Origin of the sequence: Undibacterium sp. Jales W-56 (assembly GCF_025548535.1) — a bacterium.
GTDB lineage: Bacteria > Pseudomonadota > Gammaproteobacteria > Burkholderiales > Burkholderiaceae_D > Undibacterium.
In genome coordinates this window covers 506,517-529,684 of sequence record NZ_JAJLQW010000002.1, presented here as the reverse complement: position 1 = coordinate 529,684, position 23,168 = coordinate 506,517, and the positions used below count along the sequence as shown (strand labels likewise).

General features: G+C 52.5%; 20 protein-coding genes. 6 read left to right on the top strand and 14 right to left on the bottom strand.

What is annotated here, in order from left to right:
- From LPB67_RS08335 to kbl, 5 genes are all read right to left on the bottom strand, one after another.
- Positions 1-231: a hypothetical protein gene (locus LPB67_RS08335; protein ID WP_262836658.1), complete on the bottom strand. Its 231-nt coding sequence runs from the start codon at positions 229-231 to the stop codon at positions 1-3.
- A gap of 156 nt (positions 232-387) precedes the next feature.
- Complete coding sequence (locus LPB67_RS08330; RefSeq protein ID WP_262836657.1) at positions 388-843, bottom strand: universal stress protein; 456 nt, start codon at positions 841-843, stop codon at positions 388-390.
- Positions 844-1,258: 415 nt separating this feature from the next.
- A complete protein-coding gene (locus tag LPB67_RS08325) occupies positions 1,259-2,653 on the bottom strand; it encodes an L-serine ammonia-lyase (RefSeq protein ID WP_262836656.1) in 1,395 nt (464 codons plus the stop codon).
- A gap of 77 nt (positions 2,654-2,730) precedes the next feature.
- Positions 2,731-3,696, bottom strand: coding sequence for an NAD-dependent epimerase/dehydratase family protein (locus LPB67_RS08320; RefSeq protein ID WP_262836654.1), 966 nt, complete (start codon positions 3,694-3,696; stop codon positions 2,731-2,733).
- Positions 3,697-3,759: 63 nt separating this feature from the next.
- Positions 3,760-4,977, bottom strand: coding sequence for a glycine C-acetyltransferase (gene kbl / locus LPB67_RS08315; RefSeq protein ID WP_262836653.1), 1,218 nt, complete (start codon positions 4,975-4,977; stop codon positions 3,760-3,762).
- A 146-nt stretch (positions 4,978-5,123) separates the two neighbouring features.
- On the opposite strand from kbl, the gene LPB67_RS08310 reads away from it, so the two are divergent.
- The 5 genes from LPB67_RS08310 to thrC all read left to right on the top strand — a co-directional run bounded on the left by LPB67_RS08310 (position 5,124) and on the right by thrC (position 11,037).
- Entirely contained in the window at positions 5,124-5,696 is a 573-nt protein-coding gene (locus tag LPB67_RS08310; RefSeq protein ID WP_262836652.1) for a helix-turn-helix domain-containing protein, read from the top strand.
- Between the two features lie 192 nt (positions 5,697-5,888).
- The gene (locus tag LPB67_RS08305; protein WP_262836651.1) at positions 5,889-8,195 is read left to right on the top strand and encodes an FdhF/YdeP family oxidoreductase; all 2,307 of its coding nucleotides are present in this window, start codon (positions 5,889-5,891) and stop codon (positions 8,193-8,195) included.
- A 21-nt stretch (positions 8,196-8,216) separates the two neighbouring features.
- The gene (locus LPB67_RS08300; protein WP_262836649.1) at positions 8,217-8,525 is read left to right on the top strand and encodes a hypothetical protein; all 309 of its coding nucleotides are present in this window, start codon (positions 8,217-8,219) and stop codon (positions 8,523-8,525) included.
- On the top strand, positions 8,507-9,370 hold the full coding sequence (fdhD, locus tag LPB67_RS08295; RefSeq protein WP_262836648.1) for a formate dehydrogenase accessory sulfurtransferase FdhD: 864 nt from the start codon (positions 8,507-8,509) through the stop codon (positions 9,368-9,370). Before LPB67_RS08300 ends, fdhD begins: the two co-directional genes overlap by 19 nt.
- Positions 9,371-9,576: 206 nt before the next feature.
- Positions 9,577-11,037: a threonine synthase gene (gene thrC / locus LPB67_RS08290; protein WP_262836647.1), complete on the top strand. Its 1,461-nt coding sequence runs from the start codon at positions 9,577-9,579 to the stop codon at positions 11,035-11,037.
- Between the two features lie 431 nt (positions 11,038-11,468).
- Here the strand turns inward: thrC and LPB67_RS08285 are convergent, their stop codons facing one another.
- On the bottom strand, positions 11,469-12,170 hold the full coding sequence (locus tag LPB67_RS08285) for a hypothetical protein (protein WP_262836646.1): 702 nt from the start codon (positions 12,168-12,170) through the stop codon (positions 11,469-11,471).
- A gap of 264 nt (positions 12,171-12,434) precedes the next feature.
- On the opposite strand from LPB67_RS08285, the gene LPB67_RS08280 reads away from it, so the two are divergent.
- A complete protein-coding gene (locus LPB67_RS08280; protein WP_262836645.1) occupies positions 12,435-13,367 on the top strand; it encodes a glutaminase in 933 nt (310 codons plus the stop codon).
- A 21-nt stretch (positions 13,368-13,388) separates the two neighbouring features.
- Here LPB67_RS08280 and LPB67_RS08275 read toward each other — a convergent pair whose 3' ends face one another.
- The 8 genes from LPB67_RS08275 to LPB67_RS08240 all read right to left on the bottom strand — a co-directional run bounded on the left by LPB67_RS08275 (position 13,389) and on the right by LPB67_RS08240 (position 23,045).
- Entirely contained in the window at positions 13,389-14,834 is a 1,446-nt protein-coding gene (locus tag LPB67_RS08275) for a DUF1501 domain-containing protein (protein ID WP_262836644.1), read from the bottom strand.
- Positions 14,835-14,846: 12 nt separating this feature from the next.
- Positions 14,847-16,562 carry a DUF1800 family protein gene (locus LPB67_RS08270; protein WP_262836643.1) on the bottom strand — a complete coding sequence of 572 codons (1,716 nt, stop codon included), beginning with the start codon at positions 16,560-16,562 and terminating at the stop codon, positions 14,847-14,849.
- Between the two features lie 209 nt (positions 16,563-16,771).
- Entirely contained in the window at positions 16,772-17,683 is a 912-nt protein-coding gene (locus tag LPB67_RS08265) for a flagellar brake protein (RefSeq protein WP_262836642.1), read from the bottom strand.
- Positions 17,684-17,839: 156 nt separating this feature from the next.
- Positions 17,840-20,110 carry an arginine/lysine/ornithine decarboxylase gene (locus LPB67_RS08260; protein ID WP_262836641.1) on the bottom strand — a complete coding sequence of 757 codons (2,271 nt, stop codon included), beginning with the start codon at positions 20,108-20,110 and terminating at the stop codon, positions 17,840-17,842.
- A gap of 227 nt (positions 20,111-20,337) precedes the next feature.
- On the bottom strand, positions 20,338-21,126 hold the full coding sequence (locus LPB67_RS08255) for a MipA/OmpV family protein (protein ID WP_262836640.1): 789 nt from the start codon (positions 21,124-21,126) through the stop codon (positions 20,338-20,340).
- Between the two features lie 22 nt (positions 21,127-21,148).
- Positions 21,149-21,718 carry a DUF4337 domain-containing protein gene (locus LPB67_RS08250; RefSeq protein WP_262836639.1) on the bottom strand — a complete coding sequence of 190 codons (570 nt, stop codon included), beginning with the start codon at positions 21,716-21,718 and terminating at the stop codon, positions 21,149-21,151.
- Between the two features lie 9 nt (positions 21,719-21,727).
- Positions 21,728-22,222, bottom strand: coding sequence for a dihydrofolate reductase (locus LPB67_RS08245; RefSeq protein ID WP_262836638.1), 495 nt, complete (start codon positions 22,220-22,222; stop codon positions 21,728-21,730).
- A 28-nt stretch (positions 22,223-22,250) separates the two neighbouring features.
- Positions 22,251-23,045: a thymidylate synthase gene (locus tag LPB67_RS08240; protein ID WP_262836637.1), complete on the bottom strand. Its 795-nt coding sequence runs from the start codon at positions 23,043-23,045 to the stop codon at positions 22,251-22,253.
- Between the last annotated feature and the right edge of the window lie 123 nt (positions 23,046-23,168).

Genomic DNA, 23,168 nt, shown 5'->3' with positions numbered 1-23,168 from the left:
CTAATTCAGCACTACAGCAACTTCTTTGCCCTGTTGTGGGATGACGGTTTTTCCTGCCATGACAGTGATGGTTGCAAGGATTTTCGATGCCGGCTTTAGGTAGTTTTCGGCAGGAAAAACCAGGAGATCCGTACTGCTCAAGCTTGGCTGGAGAGGTCTGACGGCTGCCGGGGAGTTGGGTTGATACTGAACTACAACAGATTGTGTGCTATTGCTTATGTGCTTAAGCATAGTGTTATCCATCTACCGGTTTCTAAAAAACGATAGTGAGTAACTTACTTCGGTGATGTAGATATTCTGGTCCCGGATTATCGGTGCGCTAGCGAATTTTTGTCTTATGTCATGCGTCTTGCCGTTCGTGTTGATGCCTGGGTTTTTCTTGCCGCTTTAGCCGTGTTTGATTCTGTGGACCAGGACCGGGATCTGGCAAATCGACAACACCTTGGTAGTGACGCTGCCGAGTAAAAAATTACCCAAACCGCTTCTGCCATGTGAACCCATAAAAATCAAATCACAGCCATGTCGTTGAGCGATATGAACGATTTCTTTGGCAGTCGAATCGCTGAACCGGGTCTCGGTTTGTACAATGATGCCCAAGGAGTTTGCTGCCTCCTTGACTGGCTGAAAATAAGTTTCTGCCATTGCCGTCATCGCAGCCTGATATTCTTCGTCGGTCTGGCTGACCGGTGGGATAAATTCGCTATATACCGGATATTGATAGGTCGGTGCAATAAAGGCGGTGACAACCGATGCCTGTAATTGCCTTGCCAGTTCCAGCCCTGCGTTAGCGCTATCGTGTGACAGTACTGAACCATCAACAGGTAAGAGGATTTTGCTATACATGATATGTCTTCCCTTTATTCAAGTGAATTGACAATATCTCTACACCAGGCATCCTGCCTTGACGGGTTTTGCATCCGGGCAAAGCCTATAGGGAAATAGTAGTTTATTTTTGGTAAATTACAAATTTGGCGACGTAAGAAATGTTGACGATAGCCAATAAAGACGCCTGGAGACTTGATTGGCTATAACAGTACTAATAGGATTTACGCAAAAACCAAAACCTCTCACCACAGAGACACGGGGAAAAGCTAAGGGAGGAAGTAGCTCTATCGTGTTTTGATATTCAAATGAACCCGCAAGCTGGGTGCACCTGTTGGCACGAAACGTCGCTGAAAGCCGCATCCAGCCTGCGGTTTCAATTTGAATTGCCGTAAGCGGCTTGTCGTTTTGCGTAAGTCCTACTAAAGTCGAATTATCAGCAAGCCGCGTGATTCACGGTAACCACATGTACTGCCAGGCCGCCCAAAGACGTTTCTTTGTATTTGGTCTGCATATCAGCACCGGTCTGGCGCATGGTTTCGATGACCTGGTCCAGGCTGACGTGATGGGTGCCATCGCTTTTTAGGGCGAGGGATGCCGCAGTGATTGCCTTGACCGCGCCCATGCCATTGCGTTCTATGCAGGGAATTTGTACCAGGCCGCCGATAGGGTCGCAGGTCATGCCAAGGTGATGTTCGATACCAATCTCGGCAGCCGATTCGATCTGTTCATTGGTGCCGCCGAGTGCCGCGGTCAGGCCCGCAGCTGCCATCGCACAGGCTACGCCGACTTCGCCCTGACAGCCGATTTCTGCACCTGAAATCGAAGCATTCTTTTTGCAGAGCATGCCGATTGCAGAAGCCACTAATAAAAAATTACGTATTCCTTGTTCGGGATTGCTTGGCTTGCAGTCTTCCGCGTAATAACGCAAGACGGCTGGAATAATCCCCGCAGCGCCATTGGTAGGCGCAGTCACGACGCGGCCGCCAGCGGCGTTTTCTTCATTGACTGCCATGGCATACAGGCTGACCTTATGCATGCCGTCGTGCGGCAAGACATCGGCATTTTCATTCGCGCTGCGCCACAGTTTTGCAGCACGTCGTTTCACATGCAGACCGCCTGGCAATTCACCGGAAATTTGCAGACCGCGTGAGATGCAGCCCTTCATCACCGACCAGATTTTATCGATCCCCGCATCCAGCTCGGCATCGCTGCAACGGGTGATCTCATTGGCACGCAACATGGCCGCGATCGAGAGTCCGCTACGCTGGCCGTGCGCCAGTAACTCGGCCATCGTGCCAAAAGGGAAGGGGAGAGAAGATGTGGCCGCAGTACCCGCTTCGCTGCCACCCTTTGCAGATTGCTGCAGCTCGGCTTCAGTCGAGATAAAGCCGCCACCGGTAGAATAAAACACTTGTTCGCAGCGAGTGCCGTCATTGCGTGTCAGCGTAAAACGCATACCGTTCGGATGGCCGGGCAAGACTTCTTGTTTGTGCCACAAAAGGTCGTCCATCATGTCGAACTTGACCGGATATTCACCTAGCAAATTTATGCTGCCGCTGCTTGCCAGCGCGCTCAGTTTATCCTCTACCGAATCGGGAATCACGTCTTGCGGCGTCTCGCCCATCAGTCCGAGCAAAATTGCTTTATCCGTGGCATGGCCGTGACCGGTGAGGGCGAGTGAGCCGTACAGGGCAACCTGGATTTTGCTGACTTTAAATAATTCAGGACATTCGAGCAAGAAGCGTCGCGCAGCCAGCATGGGACCGACGGTATGCGAACTCGATGGACCTACTCCTATTTTAAATAAATCAAATACCCGCATGTCCATACATTGTCCTTTGTCTCTTGTGTCCGGATTGCGCCCGCTCCTGCTTCTGGCATGAGTCGCGCCGATCCGTTTTTGTTTTATGCAGCAAGCGCTCCATCACTGATCTTGACGTTCTTCAGCATGTCGCTTACCAATTGTTCCAGACCAATTTGTGCTTGCCATCCCCAGTCTTTGCTGGCGCTACTGTCATCCAGGCTCTGCGGCCAGGTTGCCGCAATAGCTTGGCGGCTGTCTGGGGCGTAGTGTATGTCAAAGTCCGGCAAATTTTGTTTGATTGCAAGGGCCAATTCCCGTGGATTAAAGCTTAAACCGGCAACATTATAGGAAGAACGTATAGAAAGTTTGCCGGCAGGAGCCTCCATCAATGAAATCGTTGCGCGGATCGCATCAGGCATGTAGATCATCGGCAGCGTTGTCTCTGCATCGAGGAAGCATTCATAGCGCTCGCCCCGCAATGCTGAATGGAAAATCGCAATCGCATAATCGGTAGTGCCGCCACCCGGAGGGGATTTGTAGCTGATGATGCCTGGATAGCGAATGCTGCGGACATCGACGCCGTATTTTTGGAAATAATATTCACACAGACGCTCACCTGCCAGCTTGCTGATCCCGTAAATCGTACTCGGATCCATTACCGTATATTGCGGCGTATTGACGGCTGGCGTGTTCGGTCCGAAGGCGGCGATCGATGACGGCCAGAAGACTTTTAAAGGCTTGCCGGCTGCGCCGCGAATACGTGCGAGTTCGAGGATGTTCAGCAAACCATCCATGTTCAGCGTCCAGGCTTTCAATGGCGCCTGTTCGCCGGTAGCCGATAGCAGGGCGGCTAATTGATACACCTGCGTCACATGATATTGCTCGACGACTTCGGCAAGACGTGCGGTATTCAGTACGTCGATGACCTGATATACCTTGGCGCCATACAAGCTGCTCTGGCTGATATCTGCCGCTATCACATTGTCTGCGCCGTGTTGCGCTGCCAATGCCTCTACCAGTTCGCTGCCGATCTGGCCGTTCGCGCCTATGACTAATATTCTTTCCATGTGATTTCCTGTCTGCGTATTTTTGAAATGGATTAATGGTCGTTAAAGAATTTACTAATTATCCTATTTAATCAAGCCCAGTTCGCGACCGGCTTGCGCGAAGGCGGCGAGAGCGGTGTTCAGTTGCTCTGTCGTGTGGGCGGCAGACAACTGCACGCGGACGCGGGCTTGTCCCATCGGCACCACCGGATAAAAGAAACCAGTCACCAGAACCCCAAGATCGTATAGGCGGGCAGCGAATTTTTGTGCCACCGGCGCATCGAATAGCATCACCGGCACCACCGGATGGGTGCCTGGTTTAATCGTGAAGCCGAGTGCGGCAACCTCTCTGCGGAAATGCGCGGTATTTGCATGCAAGCGATCGCGTAATTCCGTTGAGGAGGACAGGCGTTGCAATACCGCCAGCGATGCACCGGCGATCGATGGCGCGAGCGTGTTGGAAAACAAATAAGGACGGGATTTTTGCCGCAAGGTATCGATCACTTCTTTGCGGGCAGCGGTAAAGCCGCCCATCGCGCCACCGAGTGCCTTTCCCAGCGTGCCGGTGATGATGTCGATGCGGCCCAGGACATTGTGATGCTCATGCGTGCCGCGACCGGTCGCGCCCATGAAGCCGGAGGCATGGCATTCATCGATCATGACCAGTGCATCGTATTTGTCTGCCAGAGCGCAAATTTTATCGAGCTGGGCAATCGTGCCATCCATAGAGAACACGCCGTCGGTCACAATCACGCGATGACGTTTGCCGGCTGCAGTTTGCAATTGGGTTTCCAGATCCGCCATATCGTTGTGAGCATAGCGCAAGCGCGCTGCTTTGCACAGACGGATGCCGTCGATGATGGAGGCGTGATTTAGCGCGTCGGAAATAATCGCATCGTTTTCATCAAACAAAGGCTCAAACACGCCGCCGTTTGCATCAAATGCCGCGGCGTACAAAATAGTATCTTCCGTTCCCAAAAAATCGGAGAGCGCACGTTCTAATTGTTTGTGTACGGTTTGCGTACCGCAGATGAAGCGCACCGAGGACAGGCCGTAACCATATTGCTCGGTCGCCTTGATCGAGGCTTGCACCATGGCTTCATCACCGGACAAGCCCAGATAATTATTGGCACACAGATTGATCAGTTGGCGACCGTCGTCGCAGGTGACTTCGGCTCCCTGGCGGGATGCAATGACACGCTCAGGTTTGTACAGCCCTTGCTGGCGCAGATTGTCCAGATTCTGGCTTAATCCGTTAAAAAACGCCTGTCTATTCCCTGTTGTCGTTGTTGTAGTGCCCATGCTTGCCTCCGGTATGGCTGAAAAAACATCCCAACAGCATTGCAGTCTGGTAAGATGTTTTTAATCTATTGAAATATTCGATATGAAGAACTAAAGTTCGATATAGTGGATATTATCTGTGCTTATGGAACTATGCAAGAGAAAATATGAAAAAAATTTTGCCGAATACACCGCCCGAAGTGGGCGCGACCTTACAAAGAATGCGCCTGGATCGTAGCCTGACCCTGGAGGACTTATCTCGTACTGCCGGGGTATCGAAGTCGATGTTGTCCCAGATCGAGAGAGAAAAAGCCAATCCCACGATCGCCGTTGCTTGGCGTCTGGCGAATGCGCTAGGGGTGGGAATCGCCGAACTCTTGTCCGCCGAAGCGCCCAAAGTCGATGTGATCCGCATGCTGGAGCCGCATGAGACGCCGACCTTGCCAGGCGAGCATGCGGGCTATGTCCTGAAAATTCTCGGCCCGATGGAGCTGGCCGGCAAATATGAATGGTATGAGCTTAGCCTGGCGCCGGGCGGCGCACTGGTTTCGAACTCGCACGATCCCGGCGCTACCGAACATTTGACTCTGTTGAACGGTCATGTGGAGGTGGAGGTCGATGGGATCAAGAAAAAACTCAAAGTGGGCGGTACGGCACGTTATGAAGCCGATAAAAATCATGCCATACGCAATATCGGTAAAACCGAGGCCAAGGCGCTGATGGTGGTGATACATCGTTAATAAAATGTTGCTCTTCCCTAAACCGGATTCCCTTCATGGGATTGTCAAAGCCAGTGGATACAGTGACTTTCTCAGTACGCCACCGGCTTCCAGTCTTTGCTGGAATCACGAGCTTCTGGGTGGACTGGAATAGTCGATGACTCAGTGAGTAAAAATACTGGGTAGCTTGCAGGTCTGAGGTATGAGGTTGCCATGAGTAAAAAAGTAGTTCAGGTGTATAACCGGCCAGCGGGCGGCTGGGGTGCCCTGAAAAGCGTTGCACAACAAATTATCGAACAAGGTATTCCCGGTAAAGGCGCAAAAACCCTGTTGTCGGCGAATCAGCCTGACGGCTTTGATTGTCCCGGTTGCGCCTGGCCGGATGCGGATCACACCTCGACTTTTGAATTCTGCGAAAACGGCGCCAAGGCGGTTGCCGCCGAATCGACAGCGCGTCGCGCCACACCGGATGTCATCGCCGCCCATACCGTCAAAGAGCTGGCTGCCCACAGCGATTATTGGCTGGAAGGCCTGGGCCGCATGACCCAGCCTATGCAGTACGATCGCAGCAGCGACCGCTATCAGGCGATTTCCTGGGAGAGTGCGTTTGATCTGATCGCGACACATCTGAATGCCTTGCCGTCGCCGGATGATGCGATTTTTTATACCTCCGGTCGCACCAGTAATGAGGCCGCTTTTCTATACCAATTGTTCGTGCGTGAATTCGGTACGAATAATTTTCCGGATTGCTCGAATATGTGTCACGAACCCTCGGGCTTGGCGATGCGCGAGGCCATCGGTGTCGGTAAAGGAACCGTGCTGTTATCGGATTTTCAGATTGCCGATGCGATTCTGATTTTTGGGCAAAATCCGGGCACCAATCATCCACGCATGCTGGGTGAGCTGCGCGCCGCATCGAAGCGCGGTGCGGCGATTGTGTCGTTCAATCCTTTGCGGGAGCGCGGCCTGGAAAAATTCCAGAATCCGCAAGACATGACGGAAATGATCAGCGGCCAATCGACGGCGATTTCATCCGATTATTTCCAGCTTAAAATCGGCGGCGATCTGGCGACCGTCAAGGGCATGATCAAATGCGTGCTGGAAGCCGATAGCGCGGCGCAGGCTGCCGGTAAGCACCGCATCATCGATGTCGGATTTATCGCTGAACATACCGCCAATTTCGAGCAATTTGCTGCCGAAGTATTGACTGAGCCGTGGGATGTCATCATCCGCGAATCCGGCCTGGAACGAGCGCAGATCCAGCGTGCCGCCGATATTTACATGGGTGCCGGTAAAGTTATCGCCTGCTGGGGCATGGGTATTACCCAGCACAAGCATTCCGTCGCGACTATACAGATGATCGTGAATCTCTTGCTGTTGCGCGGCAACATCGGTCGCCCCGGTGCCGGACCTTGTCCGGTGCGCGGTCACAGCAATGTACAGGGCGACCGCACCATGGGTATTTATGAAAAACCGGGTGCCGCTTTTCTTGATCGATTAGGTCAGGTGTTTGATTTCACTCCGCCGCGTGCGCACGGCTACGACACGGTCGGCGCGATCCAGGCGATGCTGGATGCGCCAAACAAGGTCTTTTTTGCGCTCGGCGGCAACTTCGCGACGGCGACGCCGGATACGGAACTGACGCACAAGGCTTTGCAAAATTGTGCCTTGACTGTGCACGTAGCCACCAAGCTGAATCGCAGTCATCTGGTGTGCGGACGCGATGCCTTGATCCTGCCTTGTCTGGGCCGCACCGAGATTGATATCCAGGCGGGCGGACCGCAAGCCGTGAGTGTGGAAGATTCCATGAGCATGGTGCATCTGTCGTCCGGGATTAATGCACCGGCCTCGCCCGACCTGTTATCGGAGCCGATGATCGTCGCCCGGCTGGCTGCGGCAACGCTGAAAGGGCGCACTAAAACCGATTGGCTATGGCTGGTCGCAGACTATGACCGTATCCGCGACAAGATCGCCGCAGTGTTCGATGATTTTGCCGACTTTAATACCCGTGTCAAAGTACCGGGCGGTTTTCATTTACGCAATACTGCATCGGAGCGTCTGTGGAAAACCGCAAGCAATAAAGCGAATTTTTATACGCATGCTGTGCCTACCGATTTGCCGATTCATCAGGCGCGTGCAAGCCGCAGTTCACCGGTATTCAATCTCGCGACGATGCGTTCGCATGATCAGTACAACACCACGATCTACGGCATGAATGACCGTTACCGCGGCGTATTTGGCGAACGCAGGGTCTTGTTCATCAATCGGGAGGATATGCGCGAGCTGGCAATGCAGGCTGGCGACTGGGTCGATATCGAGAGTCTGTGCGATGACCATGCCCGACGTCAGGTAAAGCGTTTCATGCTGGTCGAATACAATATCCCGCGCGGTTGTCTGGCCGCTTATTTTCCCGAAACCAATGGCCTGGTGCCGTTGTCGAGTTTCGCCGATTATGCACGTACTCCGACATCCAAATCGATACCGGTCGTGATTGCGCCGCACATCACTGTAATTAACTGAGCCACTGAATTCAGGTGAATCATGAATGAGGACGTGCCAAAACCAATGTCAACGCAGGTGACCGGCGCGGCTGCCATCAATCCGGTTGCCGGTTTGGCCGATGCTTTGCTGGCAGAACTGGCGACGCAGCCGGAACCGGTATCGATGGCGCGGCTGAGCAAAAAACTCGGTGCGCGGCACAGCAGCTTGCTGCGCTGCCTTGCGTATCTTGGTGAACAGCGCATCGGTCAGGAGCAAGGACTGGGCTGGGTACATGCCGTGCAGGATGGCGACAGGACCATGCTGGCATTGACAGAAAAAGGGCGTGCAGCATGCATCGCGACAAAATGAATCCGGCCGATGAAATGGCGCGTGCCAGTCGTCGTTTGCCGATAGAGCGGCATACATTCTCGGCGCACGCGGTGGCGCGTACCGATGACGCGATCGCGGAAGAAATGCCGGTGGCGCTGGTCTTTAACGGCATCTCGCATGCCGTCATGATGGCGACCCCGATGGATCTGGAGGACTTCGCGATAGGTTTCAGTCTGACCGAACAAATCGTTGACCGGCTCGATCAGATCTACGATATGGAGTGCGTACAGAATTCTGCTGCCTTCGGTATCGAAGTTCGGATATCGATCGCTTCCGCTTGTTTCGCCAGATTAAAACACAAGCGCCGCAGTCTGTCCGGCAAGACCGGTTGTGGCCTGTGCGGACTGGAGAGCCTGACCGCACTGGATCTGGCGACACCGGTCGTGACCAAGCGCCCGCAAGTCAGTAAATCGGCATTGAAAAAAGCTTTCAGTAATTTACAGGCAAGGCAGCCGGTGAATGCGCTGACCGGTGCCTTGCATGCCGCAGCATGGGTTGACCTGCAAGGCGATATCCAGATCGTCAGGGAAGACGTGGGACGTCACAATGCGCTGGATAAATTGATCGGTGCATTGGGTACTGATATGCAGGGCAAGAATCAAGTGGCGCCACTTGTCGCCGGCTTTGCACTGATGACCAGCCGGGCAAGCTATGAATTGCTACAAAAGGCAGCCCGTGCCGATATCGCGATTCTGGCAACGATCTCGGCACCGACCACACTGGCAATCCGTATTGCGGAACAGGCAGGGATATGTCTGATCGGTTTTGTACGGCAGCAAGGTTTTGTGGTGTACAGTCATCCCGGGCGTTTGCTGGATGAATAAGCCATCAACGCCACCACACGGTGCGCACCGGGCGATGGTTTTTCTCTCTGCCTGTCTGACGGCTGTGTGGTGCGGTATTTTTGCATGCTCCCTCATGGAATTATCCCGAATCGGGGGCTGACCAAATTTTCGCAGGTTAGGGCAGGGTAAGGGCGATATAATACGGAGAATATTCGTCCAACTCCTCCAATTTTGTCTGTCATCTTATGCAATACGCTTCAACACGCGGACATGCCGCACGCCCGAATTTTTCCGAAATACTCTTAGGCGGTCTGGCTCCCGATGGCGGCCTGTATTTGCCGACATCCTACCCGCAAGTCAGCGCTGATGAACTGAATGCCTGGCGCAAGCTGTCCTACGCCGATCTGGCATTGGCAGTATTACAAAAATTTGCCAGCGATATTCCAGCCGCCGATCTGAAGGCAATTACCGACAAGACCTACACTGCCAGCGTGTATCGCAATGCGCGCGCGGGCGAGGACGCTGCCCAAATCACGCCGCTGCGCGTCCTGCAAGACCAGGACGGCCGCAAACTGCTATTGCAGGCTCTGTCGAACGGCCCGACGCTGGCGTTCAAAGACATGGCGATGCAATTGCTGGGGAATTTATTCGAATATACCTTGGCCAAAAATCATGCCGAGTTGAATATTTTTGGCGCGACCTCGGGCGATACTGGCAGCGCTGCCGAATATGCGATGCGCGGTAAAAAGGGTATACGGGTATTCATGCTGTCGCCGCATAAAAAAATGAGCGCCTTCCAGACTGCCCAAATGTTCAGCTTGCAAGATCCGAACATTTTTAATATCGCGGTCGAAGGCGTGTTCGATGATTGCCAGGACATGGTCAAGGCAGTCTCGAATGATCTTGAGTATAAAGCCCGGCAAAAAATCGGCACCGTCAATTCGATCAACTGGGCACGAGTCGTGGCGCAGGTGGTGTATTACTTCCGCGGCTATTTAAGCGCGACTGCCAGCAACGATCAACAGGTGTCGTTCACTGTGCCGTCCGGTAATTTCGGGAATATCTGCGCGGGTCATATCGCCCGCATGATGGGTTTGCCGATTGCCAAACTGGTTGTGGCAACCAATGAAAACGATGTGCTCGATGAATTCTTCCGCACCGGGGTGTATCGGGTGCGTAAGTCGGCCGAGACCTGGCACACCACCAGTCCGTCGATGGATATTTCCAAAGCCTCGAATTTTGAACGCTTCATCCATGATCTGCTGGACGGCGATAGTGCGCGTCTGGCGGCGCTGTTCCGTAAAGTCGAAACGCAAGGCGGTTTCGATTTATCCGGCAATCCAGGCAGCGATGGCGATGAATTTAAAAAGATCGCGCGCTTCGGTTTTGAGTCGGGTAAATCCATCCATGCAGACCGCCTGAGGACGATTCGTCAGGTCGAAAAAGATTACGGCATCACCGTTGATACGCATACTGCCGACGGTATCAAAGTCGCCTTGGAACGCATAGAGCAAGATATTCCAATGATCGTGCTGGAAACCGCCTTGCCAGCAAAATTCAATGAGACGATACAGGAAGCTTTAGGGCGCAATGCAGAACGTCCGGCAGGCTTTGAAAACATCGAGGCATTACCGCAGCGCTTTGAGGTCATGGGTACCGACGTAGCAAAAATGAAGGCGTTTATCGCGAGTCATACGGGTTTGTAGAATTGTTCAATATACGATTTTCAAAGCCGGGAGTGTATTTTTAATACCTTCCGGTTTTTTTAATTTGTATCCGCCGTATTCATGCGCCTTACAGCGCATTATTGCTCGCTAAACCGCATCGGTATTACGGATTCGTTTTTAATCTTAATCCATGATGGGGCGGCAGCATGACAAATCAATACGCGGCTTACGCAAAAACTAAAACCTCTCACCACGGAGAAAAGATAAGAGAGGAACTGACTTCATGCCGTTTTAATATCGGAATGAAGCCGTAAGCTGGGTGCGCCTGTTGGCACGAAACGTCTCTGAAAGCCGCATCCAGTATGCGGTTTCAATTTGAGTAGTGGTAAGCAGTTGGTCGTTTTGCGTAAGTCCTACCTATCCAATAGCGGACCCAATAATCTTTGGTTTGAATGTCATTTTGCCCGGCATCACTGCACCAGTCCTTGTGTGCTGTCGCAACCCAGGGATTTCAATTGGCTTTCTATACTGCGGCGCTGTTGGTTCAAACTATCCATGGTGCCTGCGCTACCGCCCCATCTCTGAGCACTACGGGTATTTGCCAACTGATTTTTTAGCGTATCGCATTGCGCGCGTTTCAGTGCTGCGGTATTCGTCGTATCGGCGGCATTATTCGTTTGTTTTTCTTGTGCGGCATTGGTGTTTGCCCGCTGAGCCGCAGTGCGTGCCTGGCTCGGTAGATCTTCATCGATTCTGTTGCCGAATTGCTGGGCGTTGGCTTTTTCTGCCATGCAATCGTTCTCAATCGCGGCCCGGACATCGCTGGAATTGCCGCGGATGGCGTACACATCGGCAATCAATTTGCGCCGTTCGCTGGAGCTGGCTTCTGCCAGTAATTTATCCTGTAACGCACCGCCTTCGCGCATCCAGATAATTTTTTTTGCTTCCTCACCGCGCCGCGTACAACTTAAGTCCAATACCGGTTTATCCGAAGAGCCCGGCGTCTTGATTGTGCCGATGACTTTTTGCTGGCCGCTCTCACAGGGACGGTCCTGAAAAACGCTGCCGCAACGGTACATGGTTTGCGCATGTGCAGGCCTCAGCAAGCCTGATGCAAGGATGGCGAATAATGACAGTAGATAGATTGGATAGGCTGGCAGATTGCGCTTCATTGGTGCTTACTCTGTTGGCTAATTCTTTACTTTATCATTTTGGGAAAGCCTTGTGCCATACCTTGAAGAATTTCCGCCTATTTTCGCACTTGTTGCCTGCATTTACTTTGTCGCTTGCTTCACCGTAGTCTCGGCGGCTAACATGTGGTTATTCAGATGCGGCAATCTGCATGACTTTTGCAAAACTTACGCAGCGTCGCAGGGGCGGTTTTGCGCTCATCCTGCATATGCTAATCTGTCAGCCCGTCCTAGTACCGAGATAACATGTTCATCGCCAATTCGCCAGACTATCAAGAGATTCTTCGCACGATTTATGACGAAGTGCGGCCGCTTTTATCGCAGGGTAAAGTCGCCAGCTATATTCCGCAATTGTCGAAGGTGTCGCCGCAACAGTTCGGCATGGCGATTTTTTGTCTTGATGGCCGTCAGTTCTCGATTGGGTCTGCTGGCGTGAAATTTTCATTGCAGAGCGTGACGAAATTATTTGCGCTGGCCCTGGCATTTTCTCGTGAAGGCGATGCGATCTGGACCCGGGTCGGCCGTGAACCGTCGGGTAATCCGTTTAATTCCCTGGTGCAGTTGGAATACGAGCGCGGCAAGCCGCGCAATCCCTTTATCAATGCGGGGGCCTTGGTCATCAACGATATTTTATCGAGCCGTTTCGTCCAGTCGGATATTGCGATTTTGCAGTTTGCACGGCTGTTGGCGGATCAGCCGGATATCGATTTTGATGTGACAGTGGCCCAATCTGAACGGGAAACTGCGCACAGAAATTATGCGATTGCGCATCTGATGAAAGATTTCGGCAATCTGCATAATCCTGTGAAGACTGTGATCGATAGTTATTGCCGTCAATGCTCGATTACGATGACGTGCGCAGAACTGGCTAAGGCCGGGAGTTTTCTGGCGCAGCATGGAACGATACCCTGGAGCGGTCAGCAGATTCTGGACGCGAGTTCTGCCAAGCGCCTGAATGCCTTGATGCTGACCTGCGGCACCTACGATGCGGCGGGTGATTTTGCGTATCGCGTGGGCTTACCCGCCAAGAGCGGCGTCGGCGGCGGGATTTTGGCCCTGGTGCCGGGGGAGCTGGCTGTCGCAGTCTGGTCCCCGGGCCTGGATCCGACCGGCAATTCGCTGGCCGGTACCTATGCTCTGGAGCGTTTCACGACTTTGACGGCGCGCTCGATTTTTTAACTGCTTTCAAACCTGTTCTCGTCAGGTCATGAATCCCAGGTTACGGTTGCTGAAATTCGTAATATTCGGGAATACGTCATTGATTTGCGTGGTGCTGAGGCCAAACCAATTTGCCAGTGTGGCGCCGTATTGATCTACCGAGAATTGCGGCAGCAAACTACCTGATCCAACATCCATATCATGCTTGAGCCCGGTGACAGGGAAGGTGCCATAGATGTCTTTGCCCTTGACCGCGCCGCCGACGATAAAGTGATGCGAACCCCAGCCATGATCGGTGCCGTCACCATTGCTGGTGAAGGTGCGACCGAAGTCCGATGCCGTAAACAGGGTCACGGAGTTACGTACGTCAGCCCCTTGCAGATTACCCATGACGCCATCGAAGTAGGCGAGGGCATGCGACACTTTGGCCAATAAATCGGCTTGTGAAGTACGCTGGAAATCGTGCGTATCGAAGCCGCCCATACTGACAAAAAATACCTGCCGTTTCGCACCTAATGCATTGCGGCCGGCGATAATCCGGGCAACCGTTTGCAGTTGAATCGCCAATCCGTTGTTGGCCAGCGTACCGGTATTGGGATTGGTGTACTGGGTCGGGTTGGGGACCCCGGTACCGCCTGCCGCCGCCATCGCCGGGCTCAGTAAGCTTTGCGCATTGATGGCGCGGCTGGTGACGATCGCATGTTCTTTTTGCAGCAAATGGCTAGCGTCTGCGGTGACAATGGCGTTTAAAGGATTGGCCCCGGCGCTGGCGCCGAATAATGGGCCGCTGAGTCCGCCTATCGGCACCGCACCGGACGCATTGACCTGATATTGTTTGACGGTTCTGCCTGCCAGAAAAACGGCGTTACCTGAAGCCGAAATCGAGGTAAAAATAGGATTGCTATTGTTGGCCGCCATCAGGTCGCCCATGCGACCGCCCCAGCCATACGCCGCGCCTTCCGGTGCATAGGCTTGCCAGAGCGATTGCTGATCGTTATGCGAAAATAATTTAGGAGGACGCGGCACACTTCCGGTCTTATATTGGGCAAGCGTAGTCGGCACCAGCAAAGGGCCGACGTTGCTGATAATCGCCGCGCGACCGTTGTCGAATAAGCCCTTGAGTTCGCCCATACTGGGATGCAGCGCAAAACTGCGTCCCGCCTGTGTCGAATTCGGAACGATAGGCAGCACCCCACCGGTCATACCAACTGCGGGCAAGGCGATTGAGCCGGCTTCGTTGGTGGTGCGAACAGACAGATATTGCGACCATGACGTGCTATCTGTCGCCAATACGGTATTCGCGTGATCATTCGCGCCAAACATGAATAGGCACACCAGCGCCTTGTAGTCATTTGGTGCCGTTTGCGCAGCAGCCGATGCCATGGTTGCCAGGTTCAGCGCGAAGGGCGCACCGGCAGCGCCCACCACGGACAGTGCGGAAGACATACGCAAAAACTCGCGGCGCGATGCATTGATTTTAGAACTCATCTTATTCTCCGGTTATTTTTGCGTCAGATATTCTGGTGATGCCATGGTCAGGAAGATGCTGAGATAGACGCGATTCTTTCTGGCAGTATCAGCGGCGGTCGTGCTGTTGGCCGGTATCGCCACTGAATTCACCGCGGCCAGGATCTGATTACGCAAGCTCGCGCTCATCTGATTCGCGGTGAGTAATAGGCTGATCTGGTCCAATAATTTGTCCGGGGTGTCTGCCAGAGGGATCAGGTTGGCGTAGTCGGCTTTGACGTCGCGTGAAAAACCGGTGCCATTGGGTATCACGTCACGCATGAAGTTCAGGTAGCCGACCACCGATGTTTCGCCGGTAATTTGAAATTCCGGCGCGACCAGGTTCAGGCCGGCGATACTCGTGTTGGGCGGGACATAACCCGGGCGATAAAAATTGAATACGGAAGAGGAACGCATCGGTGTTTGCCCCAATGCGTTGAGGGGATCATCTAAATTACCCATCAAAAAGCGCGCAGAGGTCGATTTGGCGCCGAAAGAACGCATCCAGTTGGCAAGCCGAACGACCGGCTCGCGCAATTTGCCGGCGATGAAATTACTGCTGTCGACATCGGCACGTGCTTCCGGATCGAGCAATATGGCCTTGATAACGGCTTTCATATCGCCCCGTATACCTTGTCCATTATTCGCGAAGGCTGCCGCGACCCGGCTCACGTAGGCCGGACTGGGATTGCTGGTCACCAGACGCTGTATCAATTGCTTGCCAATAAAAGGCCCGACATTTTCATGGTTGTAGAGCGTGTCTAAGGCCGTTTTCAGGCTAGCTTCGGGGTTTGCCGTGGTCTGGGCGGCCACGGTCACGCCCAGAAAAGTCTTGTCAGACGTGGAGTGAAATTTCGGATAGCTCTGCATCGGCTTCCAGTCGCGATCCGGATCCGCATTGCCGCCAAAAAAACGCGAATCTGTTTTATCCGGACCTGCCCAGCTCCATCCCGTGAATACTTTGGCCAATCCGGTAATGTCGGCATTGGTATAGGTCTCAATGGCCTTGCCATTGCTGAGCTTGGGCGTGCCGTCCTGGTTCAGTTGCACCAGACCGATGGTTAATAATTGCATGACCTCACGCGCATAGTTTTCGTCGGGAACTCGTGTGCCGGATTCTTTTTGATTGCGTAATGAGGTCAGATAAATTCCCATCATGGGATGCAGCGAAACGGCTTCCAGCAGAGTCCGGAAATTACCAAATGCGTTACTCGCTAAGGTGTCGTAATACGAAGCCACTCCTCGCGGGTAATTGTTGACCGTACTATCCTGAAACGAAACCACATAAATCTGCGACAAGGCATAGGCGACTCTTTGGCGTAATTGGTCATCGCCGGTAATTGCCTGCTGCCAGAATGATTCAAAAAATTGATTTTGATTGAGTGTGGTAGTCGCGGGTAGGGTAGCGCCGATGCTATCCATGTAATTGCGATGCAGCTTTTGAGGCGCGGCAAACTGCGTGTCGAGCCAGCCGCTGTAACCCTGGTTCACGACAGTGTTGATGTCTGAGCTGGTGACGCCAAAGCTTGCCTGACCGAGAAAACGCGCAGCCTGTGTCGCCGTAGGCGGTGCTGTCGTCACAGGCGGAGGATTTGGCGTGCTTCCGCCGGAACCGCTGCCGATACTGCCGCTTGAACTGCCACCGCCACAGGACGAGAGCAGCGCTGCCAACAGGCTGGTTGCGAATAATTTGAGAAATCGTTTCGGCATCTTACTGCTCCGTATTTGTGGGCGACGGCTATAACGGGTGATTTTAATATCCATGGGTGTGCGAATTAATCCGCATTTTAGACCGGACAAAGTACCATGACGGGCTTAATCGCTTCCCGGAAATGGTGTGAGATTATGTAAGGAAACTTGCGAAATGTAACAAAGGGTAAGCGACATGCTGAATCTGTCGTCAGGATGTCATCGCTCATTTACTCGGTCTCAGCCAGCGTTTGATGGACAAATGCCGATAAGATCAATTTTGCCTGGGTCGGGACTTCGATAAATTCAAATCCATGACGATATTCGTCGCCTGTTTCGGTCGGGCTGACGGATCTGAGGATGATTTTTAATACCAGATACTCATCATTGCCTGCTGCATTGACTTTGAATTTGATGGTGCCAATGTCGTTCTTTTTACCCAGCGGCTTTTTGATCACACCCGATGTGCCGCCCATACTCAAATCCCCCAGCGTGGCGGCAGCGGTCTGCTCCGGTTCTCCTATCGTTACTGCGGCAATTATTTTTACGCTTGCACGCGAGTTTTGACGAATCGTAGTGGAGCGCACTTGCTTGGGATAGCTTAAATGCAGATAAGCGTGTGGGCTAAAAACGGATTTCATGGCTGAGGCGGTGAAGGCATACGCTTTTTTACCGGGGAAGGCGCGCACGATAAAAGTTTGCCCGTCCCTGACTAAAGCGCCTTTACCTTCGATCATCGGTGCCGTGACCATGATAGATTTATTTTTGACGAAGCCAATCAGACGCACGGTGTAACGCAGGTTGGCATTGTCATGCACTTGCAGGTAAAAAATTTCACCGACATGCCAGCGCACGCTATCGAGCTCAATCATCGCTTCTTTAGTGAGTTCTGATGCAGGTCTTTCCGGTGCCGTTTCCGCTTTGTTTATGGCGGCGGGAGAGTTTTTTTTGCCGACGTCAGCCCATAAGGTGTCTGAGCAATAGCCGTTCTCTACTAAATCGTTTAATTGCTGTTCGTTCCTCACGATGGAACCTGATTCCAGCAGCAAATTTCCCCAGGCGTCATAAACTGGCCAAGGCGTTGCCTGACCGACTTTGACTTCTGTTTTTTTGATGGGAATTAACGAAGACAATTCATTCATGTATCAACTTTGATGCCTGTAGTGAACTGATTTTTATTGTATCTCGAAATGAGTGGTTTTAAGATAATGCCAGCTTAAGCGCCGCAAAGAAAAAAGCACTTGTACACACAAGTGCTTTTTATTTATCGCTATACCGATCGGTCGGCATCCGGCTGCTTACACTGCCAGTTCGGCGCCGAGTCGCACGCAGTCAACAAAATAACCGCGTTTTCCGTTAACCTCGGCTTTTACCAGGCCGTGACAGTCTGTCTCGAAACCCGGAAATTTCTCGTTGAAATCACGCACAAAGCGCAGGTAATCGACAATAGTTTTATTGAAGCGCTCGCCAGGAATCAACAGGGGAATACCCGGCGGATAAGGGGTCAGCAGGATGGCCGTAACGCGACCTTCCAACTCTTCAATTGCCACGCGTTCGATTTCTTTGTGCGCCATTTTAGCGAAGGCATCCGATGGTTTCATCGCAGGTTGCATATCCGACAGATACATTTCCGTCGTCAATCGCGCCACATCGTGCGATTTGTATGCCTCGTGGATGTTCTGGCATAAATCGCGCAGACCCATGCCTTCGTAGGTCGGATTCGCCGCTGCGAACTCAGGCAGAATCCGCCACATCGGCTGGTTCTTATCGTAATCGTCCTTGAACTGCTGCAAGGCAGTCAGCAAGGTATTCCAGCGACCTTTGGTAATGCCGATCGTGAACATGATGAAGAAGGAATACAAACCGCATTTCTCAACGATAACGCCATGTTCCGCCAGATATTTAGTGACGATCGATGCCGGAATGCCTGATTCACCGAATTTGCCTTCCAGTGACAAACCCGGTGTGACGATGGTCGCCTTGATCGGATCCAGCATATTGAAGCCCGGCGCCAGCTTGCCGAAGCCGTGCCAGTCGTCTTCTGCATGAATCATCCAGTCATTGCGCGAGCCTATGCCATCTTCAGACAGCACGTCTGGTCCCCATACCTGGAACCACCAGTCTTGCCCCCATTCTTGATCGACCTTGCGCATGGCACGGCGGAAATCGAGCGCTTCCAGAATCGATTCTTCTACCAGCGCAGTGCCGCCCGGCGCTTCCATCATGGCGGCAGCGATATCGCATGAGGCAATGATCGAGTATTGCGGCGATGTCGAGGTGTGCATCAGGTAGGCTTCGTTAAAGCTGTCTCTATCCAGTTTGACGGTCTCTGATTCGCGCACCAGAATTTGCGAGGCTTGTGAAATACCGGCCAGCAATTTATGGGTGGATTGGGTAGAAAAAATCATCGACTTTTTAGCGCGCGGACGTTCTTTGCCAATCGCATGCATGTCCTTGTAAAAGTCATGGAAAGTCGCATGCGGCAGCCAGGCTTCATCGAAATGCAGCGTGTCGATCTCGCCATCCAGCAATTCTTTTAAGGTCTCTACGTTGTACAAGACGCCGTCATAGGTCGATTGCGTAATCGTCAGAATACGTGGTTTTTTGTTCTTGGCTTCACGCGCAAAGGGATTGGCTTCGATTTTTTTGCGTATGCTTTCCATGGAAAATTCTTCCAGCGGAATTGGTCCGATGATGCCCAGATGATTACGGGTCGGCATCAGGAACACCGGGATCGCGCCGCACATGATGATCGAGTGCAAAATCGATTTGTGGCAATTGCGATCGACCACCACGATGTCGCCCGGCGCTACCGTGGAGTGCCAGACCATCTTGTTCGAGGTCGAGGTGCCGTTGGTCACGAAGTAGCAATGATCGGCGTTAAAGATACGCGCAGCATTGCGCTCCGACGCCGCTACCGGACCGGTGTGGTCGAGTAGCTGGCCGAGTTCTTCTACCGCATTACAGACGTCGGCGCGCAGCATGTTCTCGCCAAAGAATTGGTGAAACATCTGACCGATAGGCGATTTCAGAAACGCCACGCCGCCCGAGTGTCCAGGGCAATGCCATGAATAGGAGCCGTCATTGGCATAATGCACCAGCGCGCGGAAGAACGGCGGCGCCAGGCCATCCAGATACGATTTGGCTTCGCGGATGATGTGACGCGCGACGAATTCCGGCGTGTCTTCAAACATGTGAATGAAGCCATGCAATTCGCGCAGGATGTCGTTCGGAATATGGCGCGAGGTGCGTGTTTCGCCATACAGATAAATCGGGATGTCGGCGTTTTTGTAACGGATTTCTTCGACGAAGGCGCGCAGGGATTTCAGGGCGTAATCGGTTTCTTCGGTCGAGCCGCCGCCGAATTCTTCGTCGTCAATCGACAGGATAAATGCAGAGGCGCGTGATTGTTGCTGCGCGAATTGCGAGAGGTCGCCGTAACTGGTGACGCCCAGCACTTCCATACCTTCTTTTTCCATCGCGTCAGCGAGTGCGCGGATACCGAGGCCGGAAGTGTTTTCAGAACGGAAGTCTTCATCGATGATGACGATGGGGAAGCGGAATTTCATGAGGTCTCCAAAGAGCTTGTTACAAGGGAGACGCCTGGGCAAGTGAAGCCGGTAGGAAAAATAAATTGCCGACTTAGATCAACCGCTTGCGCGCCGAAAAATTCAAAGAGCGAATTTTCTCAGATATGGGGGCGAAGATGTGAAAAAAAATCCTCAATCGCAAGCTCTGGACGAAAATTTCATCCAAGCGTCATATTGAGGACTGATATTGTCAACTTTGTACCACGTCAGAAGCGGTAACTCGCTGCGGAAAAGATGGTGACTGGTGTTTTTTGAAATACAAAAGGACTTCGACTCGCATCGCCAGTCAGATACTTCACTGATGCACCGGTGGTCAAAGACCAGTTTGAATCGATGCTCCAGTTCCAGGTTGCTCCGACCTTGACATCGGTCAGGCCCGCGGATGGCGTGTATTGGGTATATCCACTGGCAGCAGATTGCGCTGCATTCACGCCAAAATACGATTGGGCAAACGCAGCATTCGCCCAATTCGCGCCAAAGCTCGCGGACAAGCGATGCTGGGTATTCAGCGAGGTGGTAGCGCGACCGCCAAGACTCAGTTGCAAGCCATTGTGATCCACTCCTGAGCCATAGCGGACAGAGGAAGTGAGCGAGTAATTCTGATTGACGATGTAGTTCAGGAAGGCGCCTGGCTCAATCGCGGCACCGACATCGCCAAGACCGTGCAGGCGATCCGAACGCGATTCATCGCGGGCCGCTTCGACGGTCATTCTCAAGCCATATTGCAGATTAGGGTCTTTAGAAAAATTATAGCCAAAGCCCGAGATCGTACTGGCAAAAGCACCGTTTCTCCACTGCGCATCCAGTAGCGGATAAGCGGCGAGCCGGCGTTCATCCGAGCCGGTATAGCGTGCCGCAGAATAGGCGGCGGCACCTAGTGAGAAGTTGACATCTTTAGGCAAATACGGACTCGGAACCAGCTGCGCATACTCAGAAGTCTGCGCATTGGCCGCGAGGCTCGCACAGACTAGTAGCAGGGGAAGGAATTTTTTCATTTTATGCCCTGAAATCAATCGCTTAGATATGTAACCAGGCCAGCACTGCCAATACTACACCTACTCCAGCAACGCCATAGGAGCCAAATTGTAACCATTTCTTTCTGGTCAGCAAGGCGATTGCCGCCAGTGCGATAGAGATTTGTAGCGCGGTCGTTGCCTGTGCCCAGCGATGATGCTGGTGCAGGGAAGCCTCAGATTTGTGGTCCCATTCCTGCGATTCTGCTTCTAACTTCTCGGCGTTTAACTTGATGGCTTCTTTTTCGGTTTCGTATCTAGCCACTTTTGCCTTGTATTTTTCCAGGTCGGCACCGGGCAAGATCATGGCTAATTCGGACAAATTCTGTTTATTGGACTTGGCCTGGTAAAAATTCCATTGATTCGACGCTTCGGTCTTTTTGATCGCCGCCTCATTTTTGAACATGGCGGCGTCGTTTTGCGTAGCGCCACCTTCGTAGCCAAACAGCGCGCCGACAGTTGCTATGATAGCGGTCATGACCGCGATTTTGCTGGCAAAGTCGTCGCCGCCGTGAGCGGCGTGCTCGAGTTCGTGATCATGGGGGCCGTGTACGTGAAAACCTTCATCTGACATGATATTTCCTCAATGGGTGAATGATTGACGCTGGTAAGTGACGAAAGCATACGCTAACCGGTTTTTTTCTGAAATAAAGTTCTCTCTTGCAATTTCTTTCCATTCTGAGCGATCGATGGCAGGAAAAAAAGTATCGCAATCAAAAGTTTGTTGTATTTCGGTGACGATCAAGGTGTCTGCCAATGGCAAGGCTTGTTGGTAAATTTCTGCGCCGCCAATAATAAATGTCTGTTGATCCGCCACCAGCGCTTGCGCCGCAGCCAATGAGGCAACTGATTCTACGCCCTCATGTTGCCAGTCGGGATTGCGTGAAATCACGATATTGCGCCGGTTCGGCAAAGGCCGGCCTATCGATTCAAAGGTCTTGCGTCCCATCACGATAGGATGGCCGCTGGTAGTCCGTTTGAAATGCGCCAGATCCTCAGGCAGATGCCAGGGCAGAGCGTTGTTAATGCCGATGCCGTTCTGGCGATCAGTGGCAACGATAATGGTGAACGATGACATGGTAATGAAATTGGCCTGAATTCGAATGTTAGACGGCGACCGGCGCTTTGATATGCGGATGAAATTGATAGTCGATGAATTCGAAATCATCAAACTGATAGTCGAAAATGGAATCCGGCCGACGTTTGATGTTCAATTTGGGCAAGGGCAGGGGATTGCGGGATAATTGCTCGGCGACCTGATCCATATGATTCGAATATAAATGGCAATCGCCGCCAGTCCAGATGAAATCACCCACATCCAATCCGGTTTGCTGCGCGACCATGTGCGTCAACAGCGCATAGGATGCAATGTTGAACGGTACGCCCAGGAATATGTCGGCGCTACGCTGGTACAACTGGCATGACAACTTACCGTCTGCGACGTAGAACTGGAAGAGCGCGTGGCAAGGCGGTAATTTCATTTGTGGGATATCGGCGACATTCCAGGCGGACACGATCAGGCGACGTGAATCCGGATTGCTTTTGATTTGGCTAATCAATTGGCTGATCTGGTCTATGTGTCCGCCATCCGGTGCCGGCCAGTTACGCCATTGCGAGCCATAGACCGGGCCGAGATTGCCGTTTTCATCGGCCCATTCATCCCAGATCGATACGCCGTTTTCTTTCAGATATTGGATATTGGTTGAGCCGGCCAAAAACCAGATCAGCTCATGGATGATCGACTTCAGGTGCAGTTTTTTGGTGGTCAGCAGGGGGAAGCCTTCCTGCAAATTAAAACGCATTTGATAACCAAAAACAGAGACAGTACCGGTGCCGGTACGATCTGTTTTGGCGGTGCCATGTTGTTGCACATGGCGCATGAAGTCGAGATATTGGCGCATGATCAGCTTTGAAAAAATTTGTGAGATTGTAACGGGTATTCGCGATTAGCAGGGGTTTGACAGATACTCCCCTGATTTTTTAAAGGGATGATGCTGAATCGGCAGTTTTTGATTGGGTTTTGG